General features: G+C 36.6%; 19 protein-coding genes and 1 pseudogene. 19 read left to right on the top strand and 1 reads right to left on the bottom strand.

Annotated features, from left to right (window positions below):
- Positions 1-3: 3 nt before the first annotated feature.
- The 8 genes and pseudogenes from LY60_RS14905 (at position 4) to helD (ending at position 9,205) form a co-directional block, all read left to right on the top strand.
- Positions 4-1,263 (top strand): MFS transporter, encoded by a 1,260-nt coding sequence (locus tag LY60_RS14905; RefSeq protein WP_145085647.1) that lies wholly within the window; start codon positions 4-6, stop codon positions 1,261-1,263.
- A gap of 204 nt (positions 1,264-1,467) precedes the next feature.
- Positions 1,468-2,685 (top strand): PLL family lectin, encoded by a 1,218-nt coding sequence (locus LY60_RS14900; RefSeq protein WP_145085644.1) that lies wholly within the window; start codon positions 1,468-1,470, stop codon positions 2,683-2,685.
- A 151-nt stretch (positions 2,686-2,836) separates the two neighbouring features.
- Entirely contained in the window at positions 2,837-3,349 is a 513-nt protein-coding gene (locus LY60_RS14895) for a DUF2680 domain-containing protein (RefSeq protein WP_145085641.1), read from the top strand.
- Positions 3,350-3,465: 116 nt separating this feature from the next.
- A pseudogene (locus LY60_RS14890) lies at positions 3,466-3,723 on the top strand (TfoX/Sxy family protein).
- A 297-nt stretch (positions 3,724-4,020) separates the two neighbouring features.
- Positions 4,021-5,232 (top strand): DUF819 family protein, encoded by a 1,212-nt coding sequence (locus LY60_RS14885; protein ID WP_145085638.1) that lies wholly within the window; start codon positions 4,021-4,023, stop codon positions 5,230-5,232.
- A 17-nt stretch (positions 5,233-5,249) separates the two neighbouring features.
- Positions 5,250-6,224 carry a dipeptidase gene (locus LY60_RS14880; RefSeq protein ID WP_145085635.1) on the top strand — a complete coding sequence of 325 codons (975 nt, stop codon included), beginning with the start codon at positions 5,250-5,252 and terminating at the stop codon, positions 6,222-6,224.
- Between the two features lie 230 nt (positions 6,225-6,454).
- Positions 6,455-6,781 carry a PadR family transcriptional regulator gene (locus tag LY60_RS14875; RefSeq protein ID WP_145085632.1) on the top strand — a complete coding sequence of 109 codons (327 nt, stop codon included), beginning with the start codon at positions 6,455-6,457 and terminating at the stop codon, positions 6,779-6,781.
- A 135-nt stretch (positions 6,782-6,916) separates the two neighbouring features.
- Positions 6,917-9,205, top strand: a complete 2,289-nt coding sequence (helD, locus tag LY60_RS14870; RefSeq protein ID WP_170226258.1) for an RNA polymerase recycling motor HelD — start codon at positions 6,917-6,919, stop codon at positions 9,203-9,205.
- Between the two features lies 1 nt (position 9,206).
- Here the strand turns inward: helD and LY60_RS14865 are convergent, their stop codons facing one another.
- Positions 9,207-10,070, bottom strand: a complete 864-nt coding sequence (locus LY60_RS14865) for a LysR family transcriptional regulator (protein ID WP_145085626.1) — start codon at positions 10,068-10,070, stop codon at positions 9,207-9,209.
- A gap of 161 nt (positions 10,071-10,231) precedes the next feature.
- Between LY60_RS14865 and LY60_RS14860 the strand changes: the two genes are divergently transcribed.
- The 11 genes from LY60_RS14860 to LY60_RS14810 all read left to right on the top strand — a co-directional run bounded on the left by LY60_RS14860 (position 10,232) and on the right by LY60_RS14810 (position 22,600).
- Positions 10,232-11,140 carry a DUF4392 domain-containing protein gene (locus LY60_RS14860; protein ID WP_145085623.1) on the top strand — a complete coding sequence of 303 codons (909 nt, stop codon included), beginning with the start codon at positions 10,232-10,234 and terminating at the stop codon, positions 11,138-11,140.
- A 47-nt stretch (positions 11,141-11,187) separates the two neighbouring features.
- Positions 11,188-11,961: a LamB/YcsF family protein gene (locus LY60_RS14855; RefSeq protein ID WP_145085620.1), complete on the top strand. Its 774-nt coding sequence runs from the start codon at positions 11,188-11,190 to the stop codon at positions 11,959-11,961.
- A gap of 14 nt (positions 11,962-11,975) precedes the next feature.
- Positions 11,976-12,731, top strand: a complete 756-nt coding sequence (pxpB, locus tag LY60_RS14850) for a 5-oxoprolinase subunit PxpB (protein ID WP_145085617.1) — start codon at positions 11,976-11,978, stop codon at positions 12,729-12,731.
- On the top strand, positions 12,718-13,761 hold the full coding sequence (locus LY60_RS14845; RefSeq protein ID WP_145085614.1) for a 5-oxoprolinase subunit C family protein: 1,044 nt from the start codon (positions 12,718-12,720) through the stop codon (positions 13,759-13,761). The genes pxpB and LY60_RS14845 overlap by 14 nt, the downstream gene beginning before the upstream one ends.
- Before the next feature lie 49 nt (positions 13,762-13,810).
- Positions 13,811-14,608 (top strand): putative hydro-lyase, encoded by a 798-nt coding sequence (locus LY60_RS14840; RefSeq protein WP_145085611.1) that lies wholly within the window; start codon positions 13,811-13,813, stop codon positions 14,606-14,608.
- A gap of 134 nt (positions 14,609-14,742) precedes the next feature.
- Positions 14,743-16,728: a transporter substrate-binding domain-containing protein gene (locus LY60_RS14835; protein WP_145085608.1), complete on the top strand. Its 1,986-nt coding sequence runs from the start codon at positions 14,743-14,745 to the stop codon at positions 16,726-16,728.
- A gap of 1 nt (position 16,729) precedes the next feature.
- The gene (locus tag LY60_RS14830) at positions 16,730-18,103 is read left to right on the top strand and encodes a sigma-54-dependent transcriptional regulator (RefSeq protein WP_145085605.1); all 1,374 of its coding nucleotides are present in this window, start codon (positions 16,730-16,732) and stop codon (positions 18,101-18,103) included.
- Between the two features lie 174 nt (positions 18,104-18,277).
- Complete coding sequence (locus LY60_RS14825; RefSeq protein WP_145085602.1) at positions 18,278-19,642, top strand: alanine/glycine:cation symporter family protein; 1,365 nt, start codon at positions 18,278-18,280, stop codon at positions 19,640-19,642.
- Between the two features lie 208 nt (positions 19,643-19,850).
- Positions 19,851-21,533, top strand: a complete 1,683-nt coding sequence (recJ, locus tag LY60_RS14820) for a single-stranded-DNA-specific exonuclease RecJ (RefSeq protein WP_246145513.1) — start codon at positions 19,851-19,853, stop codon at positions 21,531-21,533.
- A 126-nt stretch (positions 21,534-21,659) separates the two neighbouring features.
- Complete coding sequence (locus LY60_RS14815; protein ID WP_145085596.1) at positions 21,660-22,088, top strand: MarR family winged helix-turn-helix transcriptional regulator; 429 nt, start codon at positions 21,660-21,662, stop codon at positions 22,086-22,088.
- A gap of 158 nt (positions 22,089-22,246) precedes the next feature.
- Positions 22,247-22,600, top strand: coding sequence for a carboxymuconolactone decarboxylase family protein (locus LY60_RS14810; RefSeq protein WP_145085593.1), 354 nt, complete (start codon positions 22,247-22,249; stop codon positions 22,598-22,600).
- The last annotated feature ends 13 nt before the right edge of the window (positions 22,601-22,613 follow it).

The raw sequence follows: 22,613 nt of genomic DNA, 5'->3' as shown, positions 1-22,613 counted from the left end.
CGAATGAAAAGAGAAAGAAAATGCATCAACTCTAACTTTTTATTGTTCTTATTAGGTAGAATTGTATCTGATACTGGAACGAGCATTCAAATGATGATTATGCCCCTATATATTATAGATATAGGCGGGACGGCTAATACAGTAGGGGTTTTTTCTTTCTTGTCTTTATTACCAGCGCTTCTTGTATATCCTTTTGCAGGAGTTATTGGAGATAGACTGAATAGAAAAAGAATTATGGTAGTTACCGACTTCATCAGTGCTGTAGTATTATTAGGGTTAGGTTGGTTGTCCTATTTAGGCACAATGAAGCTTTCGTTATTACTAACTGTACAGGTAATTATTTCATTAATGAATGGGTTATTTGAACCTGCTACAAGGGGAATGCTCCCCCAGCTGGTGGATAAGGAACAATTGACTCGTCATAATTCAACTGTAGCTTCTGCTAGGAGTGCATCTGTATTAGTAGGTCCATTGATAGGTGCTGCACTATATGCTAATTTTGGAATAACTATTGTGTTTTTTGCTAATGCGGTTTCATTTTTATTATCTGGAATCAGTGAGATGGGCATTGGGTATATTCATATAAAGCAGAAAGCTACAGATGGTATAAAAGGAATTATGAATGATTTATCTGAAGGTATCAAATTTGTTTTGCAAAATAATCTTATTCGTAAATTAAGCTGTTTTCTTTTAGTGAGCTATTTTGTCATACAGCCAATTTTTAGTGTGATGCTACCATTGTTTTTCAAGAGAAGTTTATCATATACAGATGTACAATACGGTTATCTACAAACAATCATTATATTGGGCTCACTAATAGGGAGTATTATGATTGGTTTATTATATAGAAAAGAAAAAAGGATGACTAAGCTACTTGTTATAGGCTCTATTATACTTTTGTGTGGAATGCTATTGTTTACAGCTTTAATTTTCCCCATCAGTGTACTAACATTAGGTAATGATACAATCATTTACTTTATTTTATTGGCTACAGTGCTAGGTATTTTTAGTGCGGGAAATATGTTTATCTCTGTTCCAGTTCAGACTTTTATTCAACAGGCGACACCAAATGAATATATGTCTCGTGTGTTTTCATTAGTAAGTATGATTTCTCGCGGAGGAATACCCCTTGGTGCTCTTGTTTATGGAATGATTCTAGAAAAAGCTGAAATGCACTGGACAGTGCTGATAACATCTGTGTTTATAGTATTGACATTTATTATATTTTTTAATTCTTTATCAAGGTCTTCAAGCAGTATGTAATGTTAAAATTTACCGAGGCTAATTAATTGCTAATGTTTTAAAATCTGATAATATGGTGAAAAATCAATTATCAGATTAAGAGTGTGCTCAGGCTGTGAAACAGCCGTCCACACTCTTTTTTTATTAACATAATTTCTATGTAACAGTAACAAGTGCCGGAAATCACAATAAAATAGTATAAGTAGTATTTAAGGAGGATATAAAATGTTTAATGAACCATATGGATTTCAAGCACCAATAAATAATAATCAAGATTACTTATTTGCTCAGCGGGAAAGAAATGTTCAGGATATCATGCAAAATATTCGTTCACAGCATGACGGCCTTTATTATGAACTTGAGCAGGAAGGTCTAAACAGAAATATAGTTGATATGCTGTTTTATCTTGCTGTAAATTATGTTATGAGCCAACAGTTAGGAAATATGTCTGCAAATCAATTGTATTCAAGGTTTCAAAATCAAATTCCATGGTATGGATTAATGGTAAGACAATTTAATATACCTCGCAACAGACTGGACCGTATTTTAATAAGGCTTATTGAAATAGTTCTGGAACTTATAAGAGACGGTGGAGGTATGCCAGGACCTGGACCTGGTCCTGAACCTGGCCAGGGATGGTCTGGATGGGAGGATCTGGGTGGTGTGCTTTCGACAGCTCCTTCAGTTTCATCCTGGCAGCCTAACAGATTGGATGTTTTTGTGGGAGGTTCTGACAATGCCATGTACCACAAGTGGTGGGACGGCAGAAGCTGGAGCATATGGGAAAACCTCGGAGGCATTCTTACTTCTGCACCTGCAGCAGTATCATGGGGGCCTAACAGAATAGACGTATTTGTACGTGGAACAGACAATGCCATGTATCACAAATGGTGGGACGGAGCAAGATGGAACGACTGGGAAAATCTCGGCGGAGTTTTGACATCAGCACCTGCAGCAGCATCCTGGCAGCCCAACAGGCTGGATGTATTTGTAAGGGGAACTGACAACGCTCTTTACCACAAGTGGTGGGACGGGGCAAGGTGGAATGACTGGGAAAGCCTTGGAGGAAACCTCAACTCTTCTCCTGCAGCAGTATCATGGGGTCCAAACCGTATTGATGTGTTTGCAAGAGGAATGAGAAACGATCTTATTCACAAATGGTGGGACGGCAGAAGCTGGAGCGGCTGGGAAAGCCTTGGAGGAACATTGACATCAGGACCGGCAGTTTCATCACGCAGGCCAAATCATCTGGATGTGTTTGCACGAGGAAGAAACAACAATCTGATTAAGAGAACATGGAATGGAACAAGGTGGGAAGACTGGCAGAACATTGGAGGTAATCTTGACTCAGAACCTGCAGCAGTATCGTGGGGACCTAACAGAACCGACGTGTTTGCACGAGGAATGAACAAAAGCCTAATCCACATCTGGCAGGGGAGATAATATACAAAGAACATCCTGAATTCAGGATGTTCTTTTAAATGTAACTAAATACCATAAAAATAAAATATAAAAGACATATTTTTGCCATAGTACTGCTTTATATTAATACCATAGAAACAAACACAAAATCAAATATTGGGAGGTCAATAAAATGACAAATTTAAAAAAATTAGCAGTACTCGGAGCAGTAGTAATGGCAATAGGAACAACAACAGTAACGGCTTTTGCCGCAGCAAATTTTGCTACGCCTGCTGAGTTAGCTGCAGCAGTAACAGGAAAAACAGTTGAGGAAGTAACTGAAGAAAAATTACAAAGCGGAAAAACATATGGAGAAATTGCAAAAGACTATGATTCGTTGGAAGAATTTCAATCAGCTATGCTTGAAAACAAAATTGCAATTATTCAGGAAAGAGTTGAGGCAGGTACCATGACACAGGAAGAGGCAGAAGCCATAATCAAAGCCATTGATGAAAATCAGGCAGTTTGCGATGGAACAGGCCAGACAAGAGTTGGACAGCAGTTTGGTGCCGGATTTGGTGGAATGATGGGTAATGGAAACGCTCAAGGCAGAGGATTAGGAAACGGTCTTGGAAGAGGCCAGGGCGGGAACATGGCAGGAAATGGTTTTGGACTTAGAAATGGCTCCTGCATAGTACAAGAATAATTTACTTAAACCTTGCAGTCAGTGATTGCAAGTTTTTTTTATGTGAATATTTTGTGAGACTTGCTTTATGGACAGCATAATAGTAAAATGAAAATAAATGTGATGAGGAGGATGAAATGGGAGAATTGTCAAATTTAATAAACATTGGAAAGACAGTTGAGGAACAGCTTAATCAGATTGGAATTATAACGTACGAGCAGTTGAAGGAAACAGGAAGCAAAGAAGCTTGGCTAAAAATAAAAGCAATAGATGCTTCAGCATGAATAAACAGACTTTATGCACTGGAAGGTGCTGTTCAGAACATCAAAAAAACACATCTTTCACCAGAAAAGAAAGAAGAGCTGAAAGAGTTTTATAATTTTTTTAAGAATTGACTTATTGTTTTATAACGATAAGTCTTTTTTATATACGAGGAAAGTTCTCTTTCCTAGTTTATAAAAAACGGGGATTGCAAAGGGCGGGACGCCCTTGCCGTCAAGGGGGGTGCTCAGCAAAAAATACGTTAGTATTTTTTGCGCCGAAGGGGGACATAGGTCCCCCTAGCGGAGTTGCGAAGCAACTTTTTTATACTTTCAATAATGTCTGATAAGTAATAAACTCAAATCATCTAAATATAATATAGTAATGTTCAATAAAATGAACAAAATAAGAATTAGCTGAAGGAGGTTATTATGAATACTTTAATAAGTGCTGACAACACTTGGGCGTTGTGGTCTATTCTCATTGGCATTGCTGCAATGAGCATTTACCTTGAACAAACTTATGCCTGGGCTTCAAAGATTACCGGCGCCATAATTGGTTTGGTGGCAGCCATGCTTTTAGCCAATTTCAATGTTATTCCTACAGCAGCTCCCACATACGATGTAGTATGGGGTTATGTTGTGCCCCTTGCTATTCCTCTTTTATTATTTGATGCCAACATCAAGAAAATCTGGAGGGAAAGCGGAAGAGTTTTAATCATGTTTTTGCTAAGTTCCATAGGAACCATTGCGGGTGTTTTATTATCATTTATGCTGCTGAAAAATTATATTCCGGACTTATACAAAATGGCAGCCATGATGACCGGTTCGTACATTGGCGGAGGCGTAAACTTTGCTGCCATGGCTGAATCATTTGGAACAGGAGAAGAGTGGATATCAGCCCTTACAGTTGCAGACAATCTTTTAATGGCATTATATTTCTTTGTGCTGCTGGCAATTCCTTCAATTGGATTTTTTATGAGAAAGTTCAAACATCCCCACATTGATGCCGTAGCTGAAAATGCAAATAAAGAAGAAGGAGAAACACTTGCTGCCCAGTACTGGGGAAGAAAAGACATTTCCTTAAAAGACATATCTTTTGCAGTTGCTATTGCTTTTGTAGTAGTATGGATTTCCACAGCACTTTCGTCATTCCTGTCCGGTGTTATACCAAAAGGCAATTTTGTGTTGAATTTGTTTAATGGCTTTTTAGGCAACAAATATCTTTTGATAACAACATTTACAATGCTGCTGGCTACATATGCTCCTGGATTCATAAATAGCATTCACGGAGCTCAGGAACTTGGAACATTTTTGATTTACATATTCCTTGTGGTAATAGGAGTTCCTGCTTCAATACCCGTTATTATTTCACAGGCACCTCTGCTGTTGGTGTTCACTGGGGTCATAGTGCTTATTAACATGATTGTATCTTTCATATTCGGTAAATTATTTCACTTTTCACTGGAGGAAATTCTTCTTTGCTCAAATGCAAACATAGGCGGCCCCACAACAGCAGCTGCCATGGCCATAGCCAAAGGCTGGAATAAACTCATAGGTCCTATAGTGTTGGCTGGAATTTTTGGATATGTAATAGGAAACTATCTTGGAATATTTATGGGTAACCTGTTTCAATTAATGTAGTTTTCAAAGGGGGAAATATGTTTCTGGACATACATGGTGATATTTGGACAGATGTTACAATTAAAAGGGGATTGGGGAGAAAAAACATCATAAGAAACGATCATCTTGAAAGATTTAAAACAGGAGGAATGGCAGGGGGGATATTTGTCATATGGGCAGATCCTCCTAATGATAAAAGACCAAGGGAAAGAATTGTTGAAAGCATAAAATCAATGAGCTGTGAGCTGTGGGAAAGCAGAGACTTTTTAAAGGTTATGCTTAACACACATGATTTTTATACGGCAATGAAAGAAGATAAACTGGCTGTAATGCTGGGGTTGGAAGGATTAAGCTGTATAGGCGAAGAAGTGGATGACTTGTACACCTTGTACCAGCTGGGCTTCAGACATGCAACACTCACATGGAATGAACAAAACGATTTAGCAACAGGTGTGAAGGGTAATCAGGACAGAGGGCTTACCCGAAAAGGAAAAGAAGCAGTAAAAATAATAAATGATCTTGGAATTATGCTTGATGTATCCCATGCCAACGAAAAAACTTTCTGGGATATATGCAATGAAACAGATGTACCTTTCATGGCCTCTCATTCAAATGCTAGGATATTGTGTGATGTGCCGAGAAATCTCACAGACAATCAAATAAAAGCAATAGGTGAAAAGAAAGGTCTAATAGGCATGAACTCATTCAATGAGTTTATAAGTTTTGAACCTGAAAACATGACAGTTGATTTTCTAATTAATCACCTGGAGCATGTTGTTGAACTCATTGGAATTGACTGTGTGGCTCTTGGTTTTGACTTCTTTGACTATTTAGAAGGAGATACTACAAACAGCTTTACAAGTGATGCTTACAAAGGAACAATAGGTCTTGAGAACATAACCAAAGGCAACAACATGCTTGTAAAACTTGAAGAAAGAGGATTTTCCAAGGAAGACATAGAAAAAATAAGCTATAAAAACTTTCTGGGTTTCATGGACAGAGTTTTGAAATAAAAACTATTATGTCCTGGTAACGAATAGGAAAAATTTCATTATATTTAAGCTTTATTTCCCTGCGAGTTTTTTATTAATCAAATGCTGATAATACAATCGGAAATAAATGGATAATATTGCCTGTATTATGATTGGGATTAACGTTTACAGATTGAAAATACAGGTGTATAATAAATGTGAACTTTATTATTAGGGGAGATAAAGTGAAAATATTATATGGGTGGGGAAGCATGAACAATAAAATTTCCTCTGATTTGCTGAGAGGACATTCTGACACTATGATTCTTAAGCAGCTTATGAATGGTGACAAATATGGTTATGAAATAACCAGATTGATTAATTCAAGTTCTGCGGTTGAATATGAACCTAAGGAAGCCACAATGTATTCAAGCCTTAAAAGATTAGAAAATGAAGGCTGCATAATCTCCTACTGGGGTGATGAATCCCTGGGCGGAAGAAGGAAGTACTACACCATAACGGAAAAAGGTAGACTGACCTATTTCGAAAATAAGAAAAACTGGGAATATGTAAAAACTATTCTCGAACAATTGTTGTAACGATACAAGGAACTTGTGCTATGCAGGTTCCTTTTTCCTTTTGTTGATTTTGAATTCGCCATGTTTCTCCTTGACCATGTGTGTTATTTAAGTTATTATATAAAACGGCCGACAAATGCCGGTGAAGGAGGATATATGACACTTAGAGATCATCCTGATTATGAAATAGAACAAAAAAGACTTGAAGAAACTGTTGATTATATTGAAAACAACATAGGTTCATCGGAAAAGAACAAGGATTTGTACAAGGCTGAAATAAAGGACGCATATTCAAACCTTGATCCCACAGATTCAAGCCACAGCTACATGTCCATAATGCTGCACACAAGACTGTTGGATGAGCTGGAAAGAAACTTCGAAAGATTTGTGAAGGCAAAGGACAAACCGTATTTTGCTCGTATTGACTTTCAGGAAGAGGGAAGAAACCTAACAGAAAAATTTTATATAGGCAAGTTATCACTGCTCAGGCCTGACTGGGAAGTTCCCATGATACTGGACTGGCGTTCACCTCTTGCCAGCGTTTATTACGACGGAAGGCTCGGACATGTTACATACCTCAATGATTTGGGAGAAGAAATGTCTGGTGAGCTTCTTTTAAAAAGACAGTACGAAATAGAAAACAAACAGCTTAAAAACATAATGGATGTGGACATTACTGCCACAGATACTTTTTTACAGGCTTCACTTGGAGAAAACAAAGACAATCGTCTTAAGGACATAGTTTCAACAATACAGGCAGAACAAAACGCCATAATAAGATCAGACATAAACAAGCCCCTGATAGTCCAAGGGGTTGCAGGAAGCGGAAAAACAACCATAGCACTTCATCGAATAGCTTATCTCATATATACATATGAAAAATCATTTTATCCTGAAGAATTCATGATTATAGCTCCTAACAGATTGTTTTTGAACTATATTTCAGGTGTATTGCCGGAGCTTGGAGCTGACAATGTAAAACAGACCACATATGCTGATTATGCCTTTGAGCTCATAGGAAACAAGTACAAACTCACGGATTCCGAAGAGAAGCTTGTTTCAATCATCAATACAAATCATGTGGATTCACAAAATTCTGAATTAATTAAAGTTTCAGCTTTCAAGGGTTCTCTTGCATTCAAAAACATCCTTGCAAGATATGTGAAGGAAATTGAACTTGGCTACATACCAGAGGAAGATTTCAAGCTTGAAGGCTGTACGCTCATGAGCATAAAGGAAGTAAAAAATGCACTTCTTCGGGATTACAACCACCTTCCCCTTTATAAAAGGTTCGAGCAAATTGAAAAGCACCTGAGGTTTCGCCTGGATAAGGAAAAATCAAGAATTTATGATGAAGCAAAACTATCCTATGACAAGAAAATTGAAACCATAAGAAAAAATGAACCTGACAGCGAAGAACGAAGGCTTGTGATAGTTGACTTGTTGAACATAAGAGATGCAGCCCTGGAAAAAATAAAGAGAAACACAAAGAATGCCGTAAAAAATTACATGAGTCAATTTGTGAAAAAAGATTTGTTCCACTACTACATTGAAATCATTACAAGCGAAGAAAAATTAATTGCACTGAGCCAAGGCAAGCTTAGCAGTGAATTTGCATCTGTTGTGAGCAATTATTCAAAAAAAATTCTTCAAATGAACATGGTGGAACTTGAAGACCTTGCTCCATTACTGTACCTTAAACACAGAATAATGGGCTTTGAAAATTCTATTAACATCAAGTATGTTGTAATAGATGAGGCACAGGATTTCAGCTTATTTCAGTTTTATGTGCTGAAAAAAATATTTAACACTGACTTTTTCACAATTCTTGGAGATTTGTCACAGGGCATACACTCTTACAGAAGCATAAAGGATTGGAAAATGGTTCTAGAGAAAATATTTGAACCTGACAGCAGCCGTTTTCTGAAGCTTGAGCAAAGCTACAGAACAACAATTGAAATTATGGACCTTGCCAATGAAGTCATAAAACTCATACCAAATGATGAGCTTATTCTGGCAAAGCCGGTTGTAAGGCACGGAGATGTTCCTGAAGCAACAGCCTTTGAAACAAAAAAAGAAGTGATTGCTGCGGCACAAAAAATGGTGTCTGAACTTATGGCTGAGGGCTACAAATCAATTGCACTCATTGGAAAAACTCCTGAAGAATGTAAAAAGATACACAAAGAACTGAAAAAAGAGCTTAACATTAAGCTCATTGAAGGAAAAGAAGAAGAGTATGACAACACTATTGTAATCATGCCCTCATATCTTTCCAAAGGACTTGAATTTGATGCAGTTATAATTATAAATATTGATGACGTGTACCAGGAAGAAGAACTGGACCTTAAGCTACTTTATGTAGCCATGACAAGGGCCCAGCACAGGCTTCACATTTATTTTAAAAAAGGAAACAACAGACTTCTTGAAATGCTTGCTGATTTATAACTTACCGGAAGCATTCGAGAAAGTGTCTGGCTGCCAGGGTCAGGTAATGATTTTTAAGCCATACAACCACTAATCCGGTGTCTATGTTTATATCCGGTACTTCATAGCTTTTTAAATTTGAATTTGAAATGAGATTAGTCCAGTCTCTTGGTACAATTGAAACTCCCATTCCCTGTTCCGCAAGAAGCAGAAGGGGCCTTGTATCTTCAATTTTACACAGGATTCTTGGCTTTAATCCTTTTTCACGGAACATGTTCACAATGTCTTTTTCAAATCTTCTGTGCACCATCAGCGGCTTTTGGGATAGTTCTTCTAGGGACAATCTACTGCCGCTTTTTTTTTCGTTAATTTCATTGCTTGATACTGCCACCATTTTTTCCATTGGAAGACATATGGATTCATAATCTTCTGAATTAAAAGGTGCTCGTATTACCCCTATTTCCACAAGCCCTCTCTTTAAAAGCTCCAAAATTTCATCAGTGGTCTGCTGCCTTATTTCAAAGTTTATGCCCGGATATTGATTATGAAAAGAGAAAATTTTTTCCGTAAGTACTGTTTCTATGGCTATTGAAAGACATCCCAATGAAAGTACACCCTTTATGCCTTTGTTGAAATCTTTCATTTCTTTTTGTGTTGCTTCTGATAAGTCTAAAATTTGTTTTGCCCTGTAGCTTAATTGTCGGCCAGCTTCTGTAACTTTAAACTTTCGTGTTGTCCTGTCTATCAAAATCACTCCCAATTCTTCTTCAAGCAATTTGAGCATTTGACTTAAGTAAGGCTGTGCCAGGTGAAGTTTTTGTGCTGCCTTTGTAATATTTCCTTCTTCAACTATTGCAAGAAAATATGAAAGTTGTCTGTTGTCCATTGTCCCTCCATTTATAATAAATTAATAATATATCAAATAGATTTTAGATATTTTTATTATATATCATTTTCTGCTACAATGAAACCAAAACATACAATCGTTAACATTTATTTATAGAAAAATACCAGCATTACAAAAATGTTTGAAAAAAGGTGAATTTGATGTATATTAGAAGTAACTTTCATGTTAAATTTAATGAAATTGAAAAAATCATTTCAAGGAATCTTGACAAGAGGGGATTGGATAAAGTTAATCTCAGAGGGCAGCTCGAATCCTGTGTGAAATCTTTGAACTTAAGTCAAACAGTGGTTATTGTAACAGGCTTTGTTATAAAATCAGCAGGAGTGGGCGAGACGGACGGACCTCCTGGTGCCCTGGCTTTAGCCTATGGTCTTGAAAGATTGGGTAAGAAAGTTGTAATTGTAACTGATAAGTATTCAGAAAAGTTTCTGAAAATAGGTGCTGAATTATTAAATCTTGAAGCAAGTATACATATTTATAAAGAGAACATGGAAGACCAGCAAGCTGAACTAATTATTAATAAATATGAACCGGATCATATAATAGCAATTGAACGCCCGGGCAGAAACATTGAAAACAGATGTTATTCAATGATTGGAGAAGATATAACTGAATTTTGCCCAAATACAGATTTGCTGTTCATTAAAGCAAAACAGCATAATATAAAAACATCAGCAGTAGGTGATGGGGGCAATGAAGTGGGCATGGGAAAAGTCAGTGATGTTGTTAAAAAGCATGTGTATAAGGGAAGTATCATATGTGCACAGGTTGAGACTGATAGCCTCATTGTAGCAGGAGTTTCTAATTGGGGTGCTTTTGCAATCTGCGCAGGTCTTTGCATTACTAACAACAAAATAATCATGTACGGAGAAGAAACATACAAGGACGTATTGGAGAAAATTGTAAAAGCAGGTGCAGTAGACGGCTGCAGCAAAAAAAATGAAGCAACAGTAGATGGATTGTCTTATGAAGAAAATTTGAGCATTTTTATTAAGTTAAAAACAACAGCAGAAAATTCAGTCAAATATAGACTGTCAGCATCATATTAAACGTCTGGAAAATAATTTTAATTAATAAGATTGATTTGGAGGTATAAATGTACAAAGTAGATTTAAACAGTGACATTGGTGAAAGTTTCGGAGATTATAAGCTGGGTATGGATGAAGAAGTACTTAAACACATTTCTTCTGCTAATATTGCATGTGGATTTCATGCAGGAGATCCCTTAACAATGGACAAGACTGTAGAAATGGCTGTCGGTGAAAATGCTGCAATCGGAGCTCACCCTGGATTTCCCGATTTAATGGGTTTTGGCAGAAGAGAGATGAAAATAACTGCAGAAGAAGCAAAATGCTACATCAAATATCAAATTGGAGCATTGTGGGCATTTGCCAGAAGCAAGGGCGTTAGTCTGCAGCATGTGAAGGTTCACGGAGCTTTTTACAACATGGCAGCAAAGGATGCAGTTCTGTCTGAAGCCATTGCACAGGCAATTTATGAAACGGATAAAGATTTAATTCTTGTAGGTCTTGCAAACAGTGAAATGATAAAAGCAGGCAAAAAGGCAAATCTAAAGGTTGCAAATGAAGTGTTTGCAGACAGGGCGTACAATAAAGACGGAACATTGGTATCAAGAAAAAAAGAAGGTGCCATGATTCACGATGAAGACGAAGCCATACTAAGAGTTTTAAGAATGGTAAAGGAAGGAAAAGTCACTGCAATTACAGGTGAAGACATTGATATTCAGGCTGATACAATATGTGTGCACGGAGATAACCCAAGGGCGGTAGAATTTGTTGAAAAAATTAAAAGAGCTCTTCAAGCAGAAGGTGTTGAAGTTGTTCCCATAGGAAGTTTCATAAAATTATAAGATGTGAGGAAATCATGTACGACAAAACAAAATATCTATTTTCAGGTGACAGTGCTATACACATGGAGTTTGGAAACAGCATCTCTGAAGAAATCAACAAAAAAATAAGAGCCATGGCATCTGCAATTGAAATTAATAAAGTTCATGGAATTATGGAGCTGGTGCCTACGTACCGTTCTTTGATGATACATTACAATCCATTAGAGACTGATTTTTATAAACTTGTAAACACTTTGAAAAAGATTGAAGAAAATTTAAGCAACATCAAGCTTCCCGCACCTGAGGTAATTGAGATACCTACATTGTATGGGGGTGACTTAGGACCGGACATAGAAAACGTAGCAAGACACAACAACATAACAGTTGAAGAAGTTGTTGAAATACATACATCCAGGGAATATCTAATCTTCATGCTTGGGTTCACTCCAGGTTTTCCATACTTGGGAGGAATGGACACCAGAATTGCTGCCCCAAGGCTTCAAACACCAAGAACTAGAATACCTGGAGGTTCCGTAGGAATAGCCGGAGAACAAACAGGAATTTATCCTGTATCAAGCCCTGGCGGATGGCAGCTCATAGGAAGTACTCCCATAAAATTATTTGATCCGAATAGAGAAAATCCAATATTGCTCAAATCAGGAAACTATATAAAATTTAAGAAAATTAACGAACTAGAATATGAAAAAATCAAGCAGCAATTGGATAATGGAACTTATGAATACATGACGTATCCTAAAGAGGACGGAGGGGATGGACATGGGACAATTTAAAGTTGTTGATGCAGGGTTTATGACAACCGTTCAGGATTTAGGAAGGTACGGCTATCAGCAGTACGGGGTGTCTGTTTCGGGAGCCATGGATCATGTTGCTGCAAAATTAGCCAACATATTGGTTGGAAATGATGAAAATGAAGGCTTGCTTGAAGCAACAATGATTGGACCTAAAGTTGAGTTTTTAGATAATGCTGTCATAGCCATAACCGGAGGAGACCTGCAGCCTGCAATAAATGGAAAATCATTAGAATTAAACACAAGCATTGCAGTAAACAAAGGTGACTTTCTTTCATTTAAAGGGATGAAAACAGGGTTAAGAAGTTACATAGCCTTTGCAGGGGGAATTGATGTTCCTGTTGTAATGGGCAGCAAATCAACTTTCCTGAAAGCTCAGATAGGCGGATATGAAGGAAGAACCTTGAGAGCTGGAGACATATTAAAGACAGGAATAGCCCCCATGAGTGTGTCAGGAATTGAAATAGCAGGAAATTTCTATGACTATGGCAGTGCAATTGTTGAATTGAGAGTTGTGTTAGGACCACAGGATGATGCTTTTACAGAAAATGGAGTTGAGACCTTTTTTAACAGTAAATTTAGTGTGACTAATAATTGCGACAGAATGGGGTACACATTGACAGGAGAAAAAATAGAGCACAAAGATGGGGCAGACATAATATCAGATGGTATTTCCATGGGGGCCATACAAGTGCCAAGTAGCGGAACTCCCATAATAATGATGGCTGACCGACAAACAACAGGAGGGTACACAAAAATAGCCAATGTCATAACTGCAGATCTTCCTAAACTGGCACAGGCAAAGCCGGGAGATGTTGTAGTCTTTAAAAAATCAACCATAGAAGAAGCTCACATGCTTTTAAAGAATTTAGAAAATAAAATTGATGAAGTTAAAAAGCAATTATATGCTAAGAACAAAAATATAGCAGACGAAATAATAGTGAATAACATCAAAAGTTACAATGTAAGAGTAAACGGAAAATCATATGCAGTAAAAGTAGAAGAACTCTAATAAATCAAGAGAAACATTGATAACAATTTTGTTGAAGGGGAATGAGTAAATGAATTATCATGACTTGCATCCAAAAGAAATAAGAAAATTAATAAGAAATGAAATAATCACAACACCCACAGCAGGCATGTGTGGCGGATATGCCCAGGCAAATCTTGTTATACTTCCGCAAAAATATGCTGATGATTTTAAATTGTTTGCAGAATATAATCCTAAACCATGCCCAATACTTGAAATCACTGAACCAGGTAGTTTTATTACCAGCATGACAGCTCATAATGCAAATATTATCACCGACATACCCAAGTATTTCATATACAAAGACGGTGTGAAAACAGATGAATGTTATAATGCACAAAAATATTGGCGTGAAGATTTTGTTTGCTTTCTCATAGGATGCAGCTTTTCATTTGAGGAAGCATTGATGCGTGAAGGAATTGAAGTAAGACACATAACAATGGGATGCAATGTCCCCATGTACAAAACAAATATACAGTGCAAAACATCAGGAATATTCAGAGGTCCATATGTAGTAAGCATGAGACCCATAAAATCTGACGACATAAAAAAAGCATATGAGATAACAGAAATGTTCCCCCACGTGCACGGAGCCCCCATACATTCAGGAAATCCCGAAGAAATAGGAATAAAAGATATTAATAAACCTGATTACGGCGATAAAGTAGAAATTAAAGAAGGAGAAGTGCCTGTGTTTTGGGCATGCGGCGTTACACCACAGGCTGCAATTGAAAATGCAAAGCCTGAAATTGTAATAACTCATGCTCCGGGACACATGTTTATAACTGATATTCTCAATTCGGAAATTGAAGAAAGATTGTTTGGTTAGAAATACACTATTATTACGAAAAGACGATAGTGTATGTTTTTAATAACATTACAGGCTATAACTTGAGTTTTATACCTGTGAAAAACTGTAAAATAATGTTATAATAGGTTTATTATTCTCTGAAAGGATTTGCTATGTCAGAAAACAGGAAGTTATTTTTATTTATACCTATTTTTACAGCTTTAACTCTTTTTTTTGCAGCAAGCATGTATATTGACAATACATATGGCTTAAGCCTTTATGAATATATTCATTATTCAATTCCGGTTACCGACGAAGAAGCTGAGTACCTTTCTGAAAAGGGTACTATTTATTTTTCATCCGACAAGAACGCTCCACCTTTTGCCTACATTGACAATGCTAATGGGCAGTACAAGGGTTTGGTACTGGATTATGCCAGCGCATTATCAATTGAACTTGGCGTTGATATAGAGTTTGTTCCACAGGTTTGGGAAAATGTTTTAGGCAGTGTCATATCTGAAGATGCTGATATGTGTGACATTTTTCCCAGTGAAGAACGCAAGAAATATTTTGCGTTTTCAGAGCCTATCTACAGTATGCGTGCTATAGCTATGACCAGAAATACAGATGAATTTATAAATGCAAATGATTTGAAAGGCTATACGGTGGCAGTCCCTGCCGGTGATTATGCAGTTGAATATATAAGAAAAAATATTGAGGGTGTAAAAATAGTAGAAACATCTGACTTGTTTGATTCGGTGAAGCAATTTAAAGAAGGCAATGTTGATGCAGTTGTTGGGGATGAGCCTGTACTCATGCATTTTGCAGAAGAAATAGGCATAGATGACAAGGTTAAGATTCTTGATGCTGCATTGTACGATCGTGAGGTGTGCATTGGTGTAAACAAGAATGACATTCAGCTGGTAAACATATTAAATAAGGGAATATTGACTTTGAAAAAAACAAATTCCGTTGAAAAAATACATCAAAAATGGTTTGGAATTTCTGAGCCGATTTTAAAATACAGAGTTCCGGACAACCTAATGATGTTTTTCACTGTTCTTATTTCAACATTAGTTATTTTTTTCATGGGTATGGCTTTGTGGAGCTACACTTTAAAAAGTGAGGTAAAAAAAAGAACAGATGATTTAAATAGAAGCAGGAACAACCTTCAGATTACTGTTGACGCATTATCAAGCTTTCTGGTTTGTGTGGATGAAAAAGGATTGATAGTTAACACAAATAGATCTTTCTGCCGCTTCATGAAAGAAGAAAATAAAAAAGTTGAAGGTATAGATTACAGAGAAATTCCAATTTTAAGCCATATAGATATAAATAACTTAAAAAATGATAATGAATTTATGTTCGATGGGCGTTACTATATGTTTTCAATTTCTGAAATAGAGCATTATGACTATAAATACCTAATAGTAATAGAAGACATAACAGACAGTAAAATAAGTCAACAGCAGATTTTACAGCAAAATAAGATGATCGCTCTTGGTCAGCTATCTGCAGGAGTTGCTCATGAAATAAGAAATCCTCTTGGCCTTATTCAAAATTATTGCTACATACTTAAAACATATGTTTTCGACCAAAATAAGGTTGCAGAAGATGCTATAGACGTTATTGAATCATCTGTTCAAAGAGTTGGTAAAATAGTCGACAACCTGCTTAATTTTTCCCATATGGAAAACAATAAACCAGAAGTCATAAATCTGAAGGAAGAAATTTTAAATATAGTTGCCTTAGAAAACAAGCTCAGCTTAAAGAAGAAAATTGAAGTGAAAGTAAACTGCAGCGACAGCATAAAGTTCCTGACAAAGGCAGGGTCTCTGAATCATATTATTTTAAACTTGTTATCCAATTCAATTGACGCCATGGATGATGGAGGGAAAATTTTTATAGACTGCAGAGCGGAAAATGAATATTTGGTGATTGATTTTAAGGATACCGGAACGGGTATAAGCAAAGAAAATCTTGAACGAATATTTAATCCGTTTTTCACAACCAAGAAGGTCGGACAAGGTACAGGCCTTGGATTGTACATAGTATATAATGAAGTTCAGAAAATGGGCGGAGAAATTCATGTTAATAGTCAGCCTTGTCAAGGAACAATCTTCAGAATGAAATTTCCATTGCTAAAGGAGACATGCTAAAATGTATGATTTTAAAATATTGGTGGTAGATGATGAAGAAGAATTCAGAAATGTATACAAGCTCATGCTTGAATTCAGGGGGTTTGAAGTTTCACTTGCTTCATCTGGAGAGGAAGGGTTAAGCTTTCTTGAAAAGGAATATTATGACCTTGTGATTACTGATTTGAAGATGGAAGGTATGGATGGTACCGAACTTTTGAAAAAAATAAAAGAAAAGAACTATAACTGTGAAGTTATTTTGGTAACTGCCTTCAGCACCGTAGAAAATGCTGTAATTGCAATGAAGCTTGGAGCATTCGGGTATTTTATTAAGGGCCAGGATCCGCAGATTCTCCTAAAAGAAATAGACAAGCTTTTAAAAATAAAGGAGCTTGAAAATGACAATAAAACCATAAAAAGCAGTCTCATGAGCTTTAATTACCTGCTTGAAACACACAGTCCGAAGTTTAAGGAAGTATTGAGAATCTCAAAAAAGGCTGCAGAAAGCAATGCAAACATACTAATTTTAGGTGAATCGGGAACTGGCAAGGAAGTTATTGCTAAATATATACACCAATGCAGTAGTCGAAAGGAAGAAAGCTTTGTTGCAGTAAATTGTCAGGTTTTTTCTGATGGAGTGCTGGAATCGGAACTGTTTGGTCACGAGAAAGGATCATTTACCGGAGCTTTTGAAAAGAGGATTGGAAGGTTTGAAGAGGCTGACATGGGGACATTATTCATGGATGAAATAGGAGAACTTCCGCTTAATACGCAGGTCAAACTTTTAAGAGTAATTGAAAATAAAGCAATCGAGAGAATAGGAAGCAACAAAAGTATTGGTGTAAATTTAAGGTTAATTAGTGCTACAAACAGGAATCTGGATAAGGAAATAAGGGAAGGCAGATTCAGAGAGGACTTGTTATACAGAATTAACACAATAACTGTAGAAGTGCCAACGCTAAAGGAAAGGAAAGAAGATCTTCCTATTTTAATTAATTTCTTTATGGATAAGTATCAAAACGAGATGAAGAAAAAGATAAATAAAATGGAAGACGGGCTTCTGGAAATGCTTATAAACTACGATTATCCAGGAAACATAAGAGAACTAAAAAACATAATAGAAAGGCTTGTTGTGTTAAGTGATAATGGTATACTGAGAAAAAGAGACATGCCTTCGATAAAAGTATCTGTTCAGGAAAATCCAGAAATAGGAAGTGTAGTCGTTTTAAAACCCTTAAGAGAAATCAGACAAACTTATGAAATTAAGTACATAAAACTTGTTCTGTCAAGATGTGGCAACAATTTGAGCGAAGCTGCACGTATACTTGAAATAAGCAGGAGGCAGCTTTACAACAAGTTGGAAGAATACGGCATGTCTGAACAATATGTGAAATAAACTTCACAGTTTGTGAAATAATCTTTACATATGAAAAAGTATGTAAGATGAAGTCCTAATTATTCATTTCAAATATAACCTGTTTTTGAGCAAGTTTACCTTCCTTCATCATACTTTATGAATATGGCATAATTGTTGCTATATTATTGAGCAAATGATGAAGGAGGAATACTTATGGAAAAGATTGTACAAATTAATGACTTGGTGAACAGTATTGTATGGGGACCATACATGATTGCACTTTTGGTGGGCACTGGTATTTTTCTAAGTTTTAGACTTGGGTGGCCGCAGATTTTCAATTTCAGATTTATAATGAGAAATACAGTTGGGAAGATGTTCAAAAAGACAAGTGGTGTAGATGGTGATATTACCTCCGGGCAGGCAGGACTTACAGCTATTGCTGCTGTTGTAGGAACGGGAAATATTGCAGGCGTGGCCACTGCCATAGCCATAGGCGGACCTGGAGCAGTATTCTGGATGTGGGTTTCTGCATTCTTTGGAATGGCATCGAAGTTTTCAGAAATTGCCCTTGGTATTAAGTATCGCGAAAAAAAGGAAGATGGGTCAATTGCCGGCGGTGCAATGTATTATCTAGATAAAGGACTTCATAATAAATTCTTGTCATACTTTTTCTGCATTATGGTTATCATAACTTATTTTATAATGGGAGCTGTTGTTGATACAAATTCCATAGCGCTTTCTGTTCAGGAACAATGGGGTGTCAAACCTATAATAACAGGAGTAATTCTTTCGGCCCTTACAGCAGTGGTAATTCTTGGGGGTATAAAAAGAATGGGGCAAGTATGTGAGTTCCTTACACCATTTATGGGTGGCCTTTACATACTGACAGGAATTTCAATATTGATTCTTAACGCTACAGAAGTACCAGGCGCTATAGCGCTAATATTTACTAGTGCATTTAAACCAATTGCTGCAACAGGAGGGTTTGCAGGAGCAGCAATTGGCCAGATTGTAAAAATGGGCTTTGCTAGAGGATTATTCTCCAATGAAGCAGGTATGGGAAGTTCACCTATTATTCATAGTAGTGCTCAAGTTAATCATCCTATTGAACAAGCAATCTGGGGTGTGGCTGAAGTTTTTATAGACACTATAATCATTTGTACCATTACTGCAATAGCAATTGTGGTATCAGGTGAATGGACAACCGGCGTTTCAGGTGTCGCACTTACAATGAGAGCTTTCAACAAGACATTACCGGGAAACATTGGAAGCTATATAGTGCTTTTTTCAGCGATATTGTTTGGATACTCATGCCTCATTTCAGTAAATTATTATTGTGAAAGGGCTGGAGAATACCTGTTTGGACCTAAATGCATAAAACCTATGAGAATATTGTGGGTTATATTCATTGTGGTTGGTTCAATCGGAGGTTTGGAATTTGTTTGGGCACTTGCTGACACGGCCAATGGCCTAATGGCAATACCAAATCTTATAGGCTTGATATTCCTGAGCAGAACTGTTGTAAATTTAAAGAAGGACTTTTTTAGTAAAAATAAATCCGAGAATACAGGCAACTAAAAATAATATTATGAGTCAAAAGCAGACTGTTTTGAACAATCTGCTTTTTTGTATTATATTAGTAAGTACATAAATTAGTATCATGGGAAAAAGAATAAAGTAATTAATAATGAATATGTCAAAATGCAGGTATGATTTTGACAATTATGTCCTCAGAGGATATAATTGTATTTGAAATTATGTATTTTTGATGAATAGAGGAATTCAATTGAAAAACAGATGGATTTATCCCAAGGTGGAAAAGAAACTTAATATAAAAGAAATACCGGAAGTTGTACAAGCAATACTGAGTAATCGCGGATACACAACAAAAGAAGAAATGGAAGAATTCTTAAACTGTGATATAAACTCGCTTTTGGATACTTCCCTCATGAAGGATGCAGACAAGGGTGCTGATTTGATAATTTCAGCAATAAAAAACAATGAAGGAATTACAATAGTCGGTGATTACGATTGTGACGGAGTTTGTTCCACTGCTTTTGGAATGATCACATTGAAAAAGCTTGGTGCAGATGTTAATTATTATGTCAATGACAGGTTTATTGATGGATACGGAATCAACAAAAATGGAGTGGACTGCATTTTAAAGCAGTTTCCAAACACCAATCTGATATTAACGTGCGACAATGGAATTGCAGCCAATGAAGCAATTGATTATGCAAAGGAAAAAGGACTCACTGTTGTGATTACAGACCACCATGAGCCTGGAGAAAAAATTCCTGCTGCTGATGCAGTAATTGATCCTAAGCAGAAGGACGACACATACCCGTTCAAGGGATTGTGCGGTGCAGGGGTTTTGTTCAAACTAATGCTTCTTGTATACAAGAAGCTCAATGTCAACATTAACAAAGTGTATTGGCACATGGACATTGTGGCGCTGGCAACAGTGGGAGATGTTGTTCCATTGGTGGGCGAAAACAGGATTATAGTTCAAAAAGGATTAACTATAATAAACAACAATCCAAGTCCTGTATTTAAAATGTTCAAGGAAATATGCGATGTTAAGACAGAGGTCAACTCTCATTTTGTCATGGGATTCATTTATGTGCCCATGATAAATGCCATTGGACGAATAGTGGGCAAAACTGACAAGGCAATAGACTTATTTCTTATAAACAACAAACAACAAATCATAGAGTGCATAAATTTTTTAAAAGAAGTAAATGAGACGCGAAAGTCTATGACTGAACAGCAATACAGCACTGCAGAAAAAATTGTAGAAAATGATGAGCTTAAAAATGTGCTGGTTGTATATGACAAGAGCTTCCATGAAGGAATAATAGGTCTCATAGCAGGAAGGCTCAAGGAAAAATACAACAGGCCAACAATAGTGTTCACTGACAGCGAGGAAGGATTGCTGAAGGGTTCAGGAAGAAGCATCGATGGATTTAACCTGAAAGACGAGCTTGATAAAATAAGCCATCTTACTGTAGGTCATGGAGGACATGCCAAGGCAGCAGGTCTTACAATTAAAAAAGCAAATTTATCTGAATTTGCAGAGACAATTGTTGCTTTAGGCGAAGAAAATCTCACTGAAGAAAACTTCGTCAAGACATATCAGGTAGATTATGTGTTGGATCCGGATAACGTGTATGATGACATATGCACGGAGCTTAAGATGCTTGAGCCCTATGGAGAGGGATTTCCAAAACCAAATATTGTTCTGGACAATTTTGAAATTACAGGGCAGCCATTTTACATGGGAAAAGAAAAGCAGCATATAAAATTCAGGGGAAAGATGCTAAATGTCTTGATGTGGAATGAAGCTGAAGAATACAAGAGAATTGGTGAACCAAACAAACTGACAATACTGGGATTTCCTGAAACAAACACATTCAACAACGTTACGAGCCTTCAGTTCACATGCAAGGATTATCAGGTATCTTATTGATTTTACTTAATATTGCACTTTGTTCATTTTAATGATACAATGATTTGCATAATGACTTGCATACTGTCCAGAAAAGTGCAGAGTCTATAGTTTATTAATATAACTTAGGGTTATTTAGGAGGCAATATGTTTTTTAATTTAAATAAATGTGTGGGTCATATTACTGAAAATGCAATAAAGCAGATCTCGGAAGCCTTCGGCCGCAGGCTGCAGAATTCAGGTATAACACGTATTCAGTGGATTGCACTATATTATGTGAAAACAAACAAGCGAATTTCTCAAAGAGAGCTTTCCAATCTTATGAATGTGAAAGATTCTAGTGCAGGCAGGCTTATCGACCGCTTAGAGAGAGATGGTTTTATTGAAAGAGAAAGAGATAACAGCGATAGAAGGGTTGTTTACATACAACTTTCTGAGGCGGGTGACAAACTTATTTCTGATTTAATGCCCATAGGTATTAAATTCAATGAAGATTTGGTATCAGGAATTGATGAAAATGAACTTATAATTTATGAAAAAGTTTTGCAAAAAATGATTTTAAATACTAAAAAATAATTATTAAACTGCTTACCAGCACAATTAAATGATGGTAAGCAGTTTTTTTTAAAATTTTAAAAAAATTGTTTGCAATTTAACAAAATGTTTGCTATACTTAGCATTAATAATTGCTATGCTTAACATTGCATAGACAAATAAAATCAAGGAGAAAGAAAATGGCTTATAATGTTAGAGAATTACTTAATTCATTCGTGGGTGGACTTGAAAATCTTGCAACAACAAATCCTGAAAATGTAGGTGCCTTTATGGGATTGTTAGGCGCTTCTTATGAACCGAAGGCCCTTGACCTTAAGACAAAAGAATTGATGAGCGTGGCAATAGGCTGTTTCACCAGATGTGAATATTGTATTGTTTACCACTCATACAAGGCTTTTGAAGCAGGTGCAACAAAAGAAGAAATATTAGAAGCTGCTATGATTTCAGTGGCTTTTGGCGGCGGACCATCTATGGCGTATGCAGTAACACTGCTTAATGAATGTATTGTAGAATTTGAAGGCGATTTCAAATAAAAAGGGAAATCCC

Origin of the sequence: Sedimentibacter saalensis (assembly GCF_007830175.1) — a bacterium.
GTDB lineage: Bacteria > Bacillota > Clostridia > Tissierellales > Sedimentibacteraceae > Sedimentibacter > Sedimentibacter saalensis.
Note: the sequence above shows the minus strand (reverse complement) of the source record. Positions and strands in the feature narration are given on the sequence as shown.

Bases quoted from the DNA above. Each gene is read 5' to 3' on its own strand.
- LY60_RS14905 (WP_145085647.1), top strand. From the start codon at position 4: ATGAAAAGAGAAAGAAAATGCATCAACTCTAACTTTTTATTGTTCTTA.
- LY60_RS14900 (WP_145085644.1), top strand. From the start codon at position 1,468: ATGTTTAATGAACCATATGGATTTCAAGCACCAATAAATAATAATCAA.
- LY60_RS14895 (WP_145085641.1), top strand. From the start codon at position 2,837: ATGACAAATTTAAAAAAATTAGCAGTACTCGGAGCAGTAGTAATGGCA.
- LY60_RS14885 (WP_145085638.1), top strand. From the start codon at position 4,021: ATGAATACTTTAATAAGTGCTGACAACACTTGGGCGTTGTGGTCTATT.
- LY60_RS14880 (WP_145085635.1), top strand. From the start codon at position 5,250: ATGTTTCTGGACATACATGGTGATATTTGGACAGATGTTACAATTAAA.
- LY60_RS14875 (WP_145085632.1), top strand. From the start codon at position 6,455: ATGAACAATAAAATTTCCTCTGATTTGCTGAGAGGACATTCTGACACT.
- helD (WP_170226258.1), top strand. From the start codon at position 6,917: ATGACACTTAGAGATCATCCTGATTATGAAATAGAACAAAAAAGACTT.
- LY60_RS14865 (WP_145085626.1), bottom strand. From the start codon at position 10,070: ATGGACAACAGACAACTTTCATATTTTCTTGCAATAGTTGAAGAAGGA.
- LY60_RS14860 (WP_145085623.1), top strand. From the start codon at position 10,232: ATGTATATTAGAAGTAACTTTCATGTTAAATTTAATGAAATTGAAAAA.
- LY60_RS14855 (WP_145085620.1), top strand. From the start codon at position 11,188: ATGTACAAAGTAGATTTAAACAGTGACATTGGTGAAAGTTTCGGAGAT.
- pxpB (WP_145085617.1), top strand. From the start codon at position 11,976: ATGTACGACAAAACAAAATATCTATTTTCAGGTGACAGTGCTATACAC.
- LY60_RS14845 (WP_145085614.1), top strand. From the start codon at position 12,718: ATGGGACAATTTAAAGTTGTTGATGCAGGGTTTATGACAACCGTTCAG.
- LY60_RS14840 (WP_145085611.1), top strand. From the start codon at position 13,811: ATGAATTATCATGACTTGCATCCAAAAGAAATAAGAAAATTAATAAGA.
- LY60_RS14835 (WP_145085608.1), top strand. From the start codon at position 14,743: ATGTCAGAAAACAGGAAGTTATTTTTATTTATACCTATTTTTACAGCT.
- LY60_RS14830 (WP_145085605.1), top strand. From the start codon at position 16,730: ATGTATGATTTTAAAATATTGGTGGTAGATGATGAAGAAGAATTCAGA.
- LY60_RS14825 (WP_145085602.1), top strand. From the start codon at position 18,278: ATGGAAAAGATTGTACAAATTAATGACTTGGTGAACAGTATTGTATGG.
- LY60_RS14815 (WP_145085596.1), top strand. From the start codon at position 21,660: ATGTTTTTTAATTTAAATAAATGTGTGGGTCATATTACTGAAAATGCA.
- LY60_RS14810 (WP_145085593.1), top strand. From the start codon at position 22,247: ATGGCTTATAATGTTAGAGAATTACTTAATTCATTCGTGGGTGGACTT.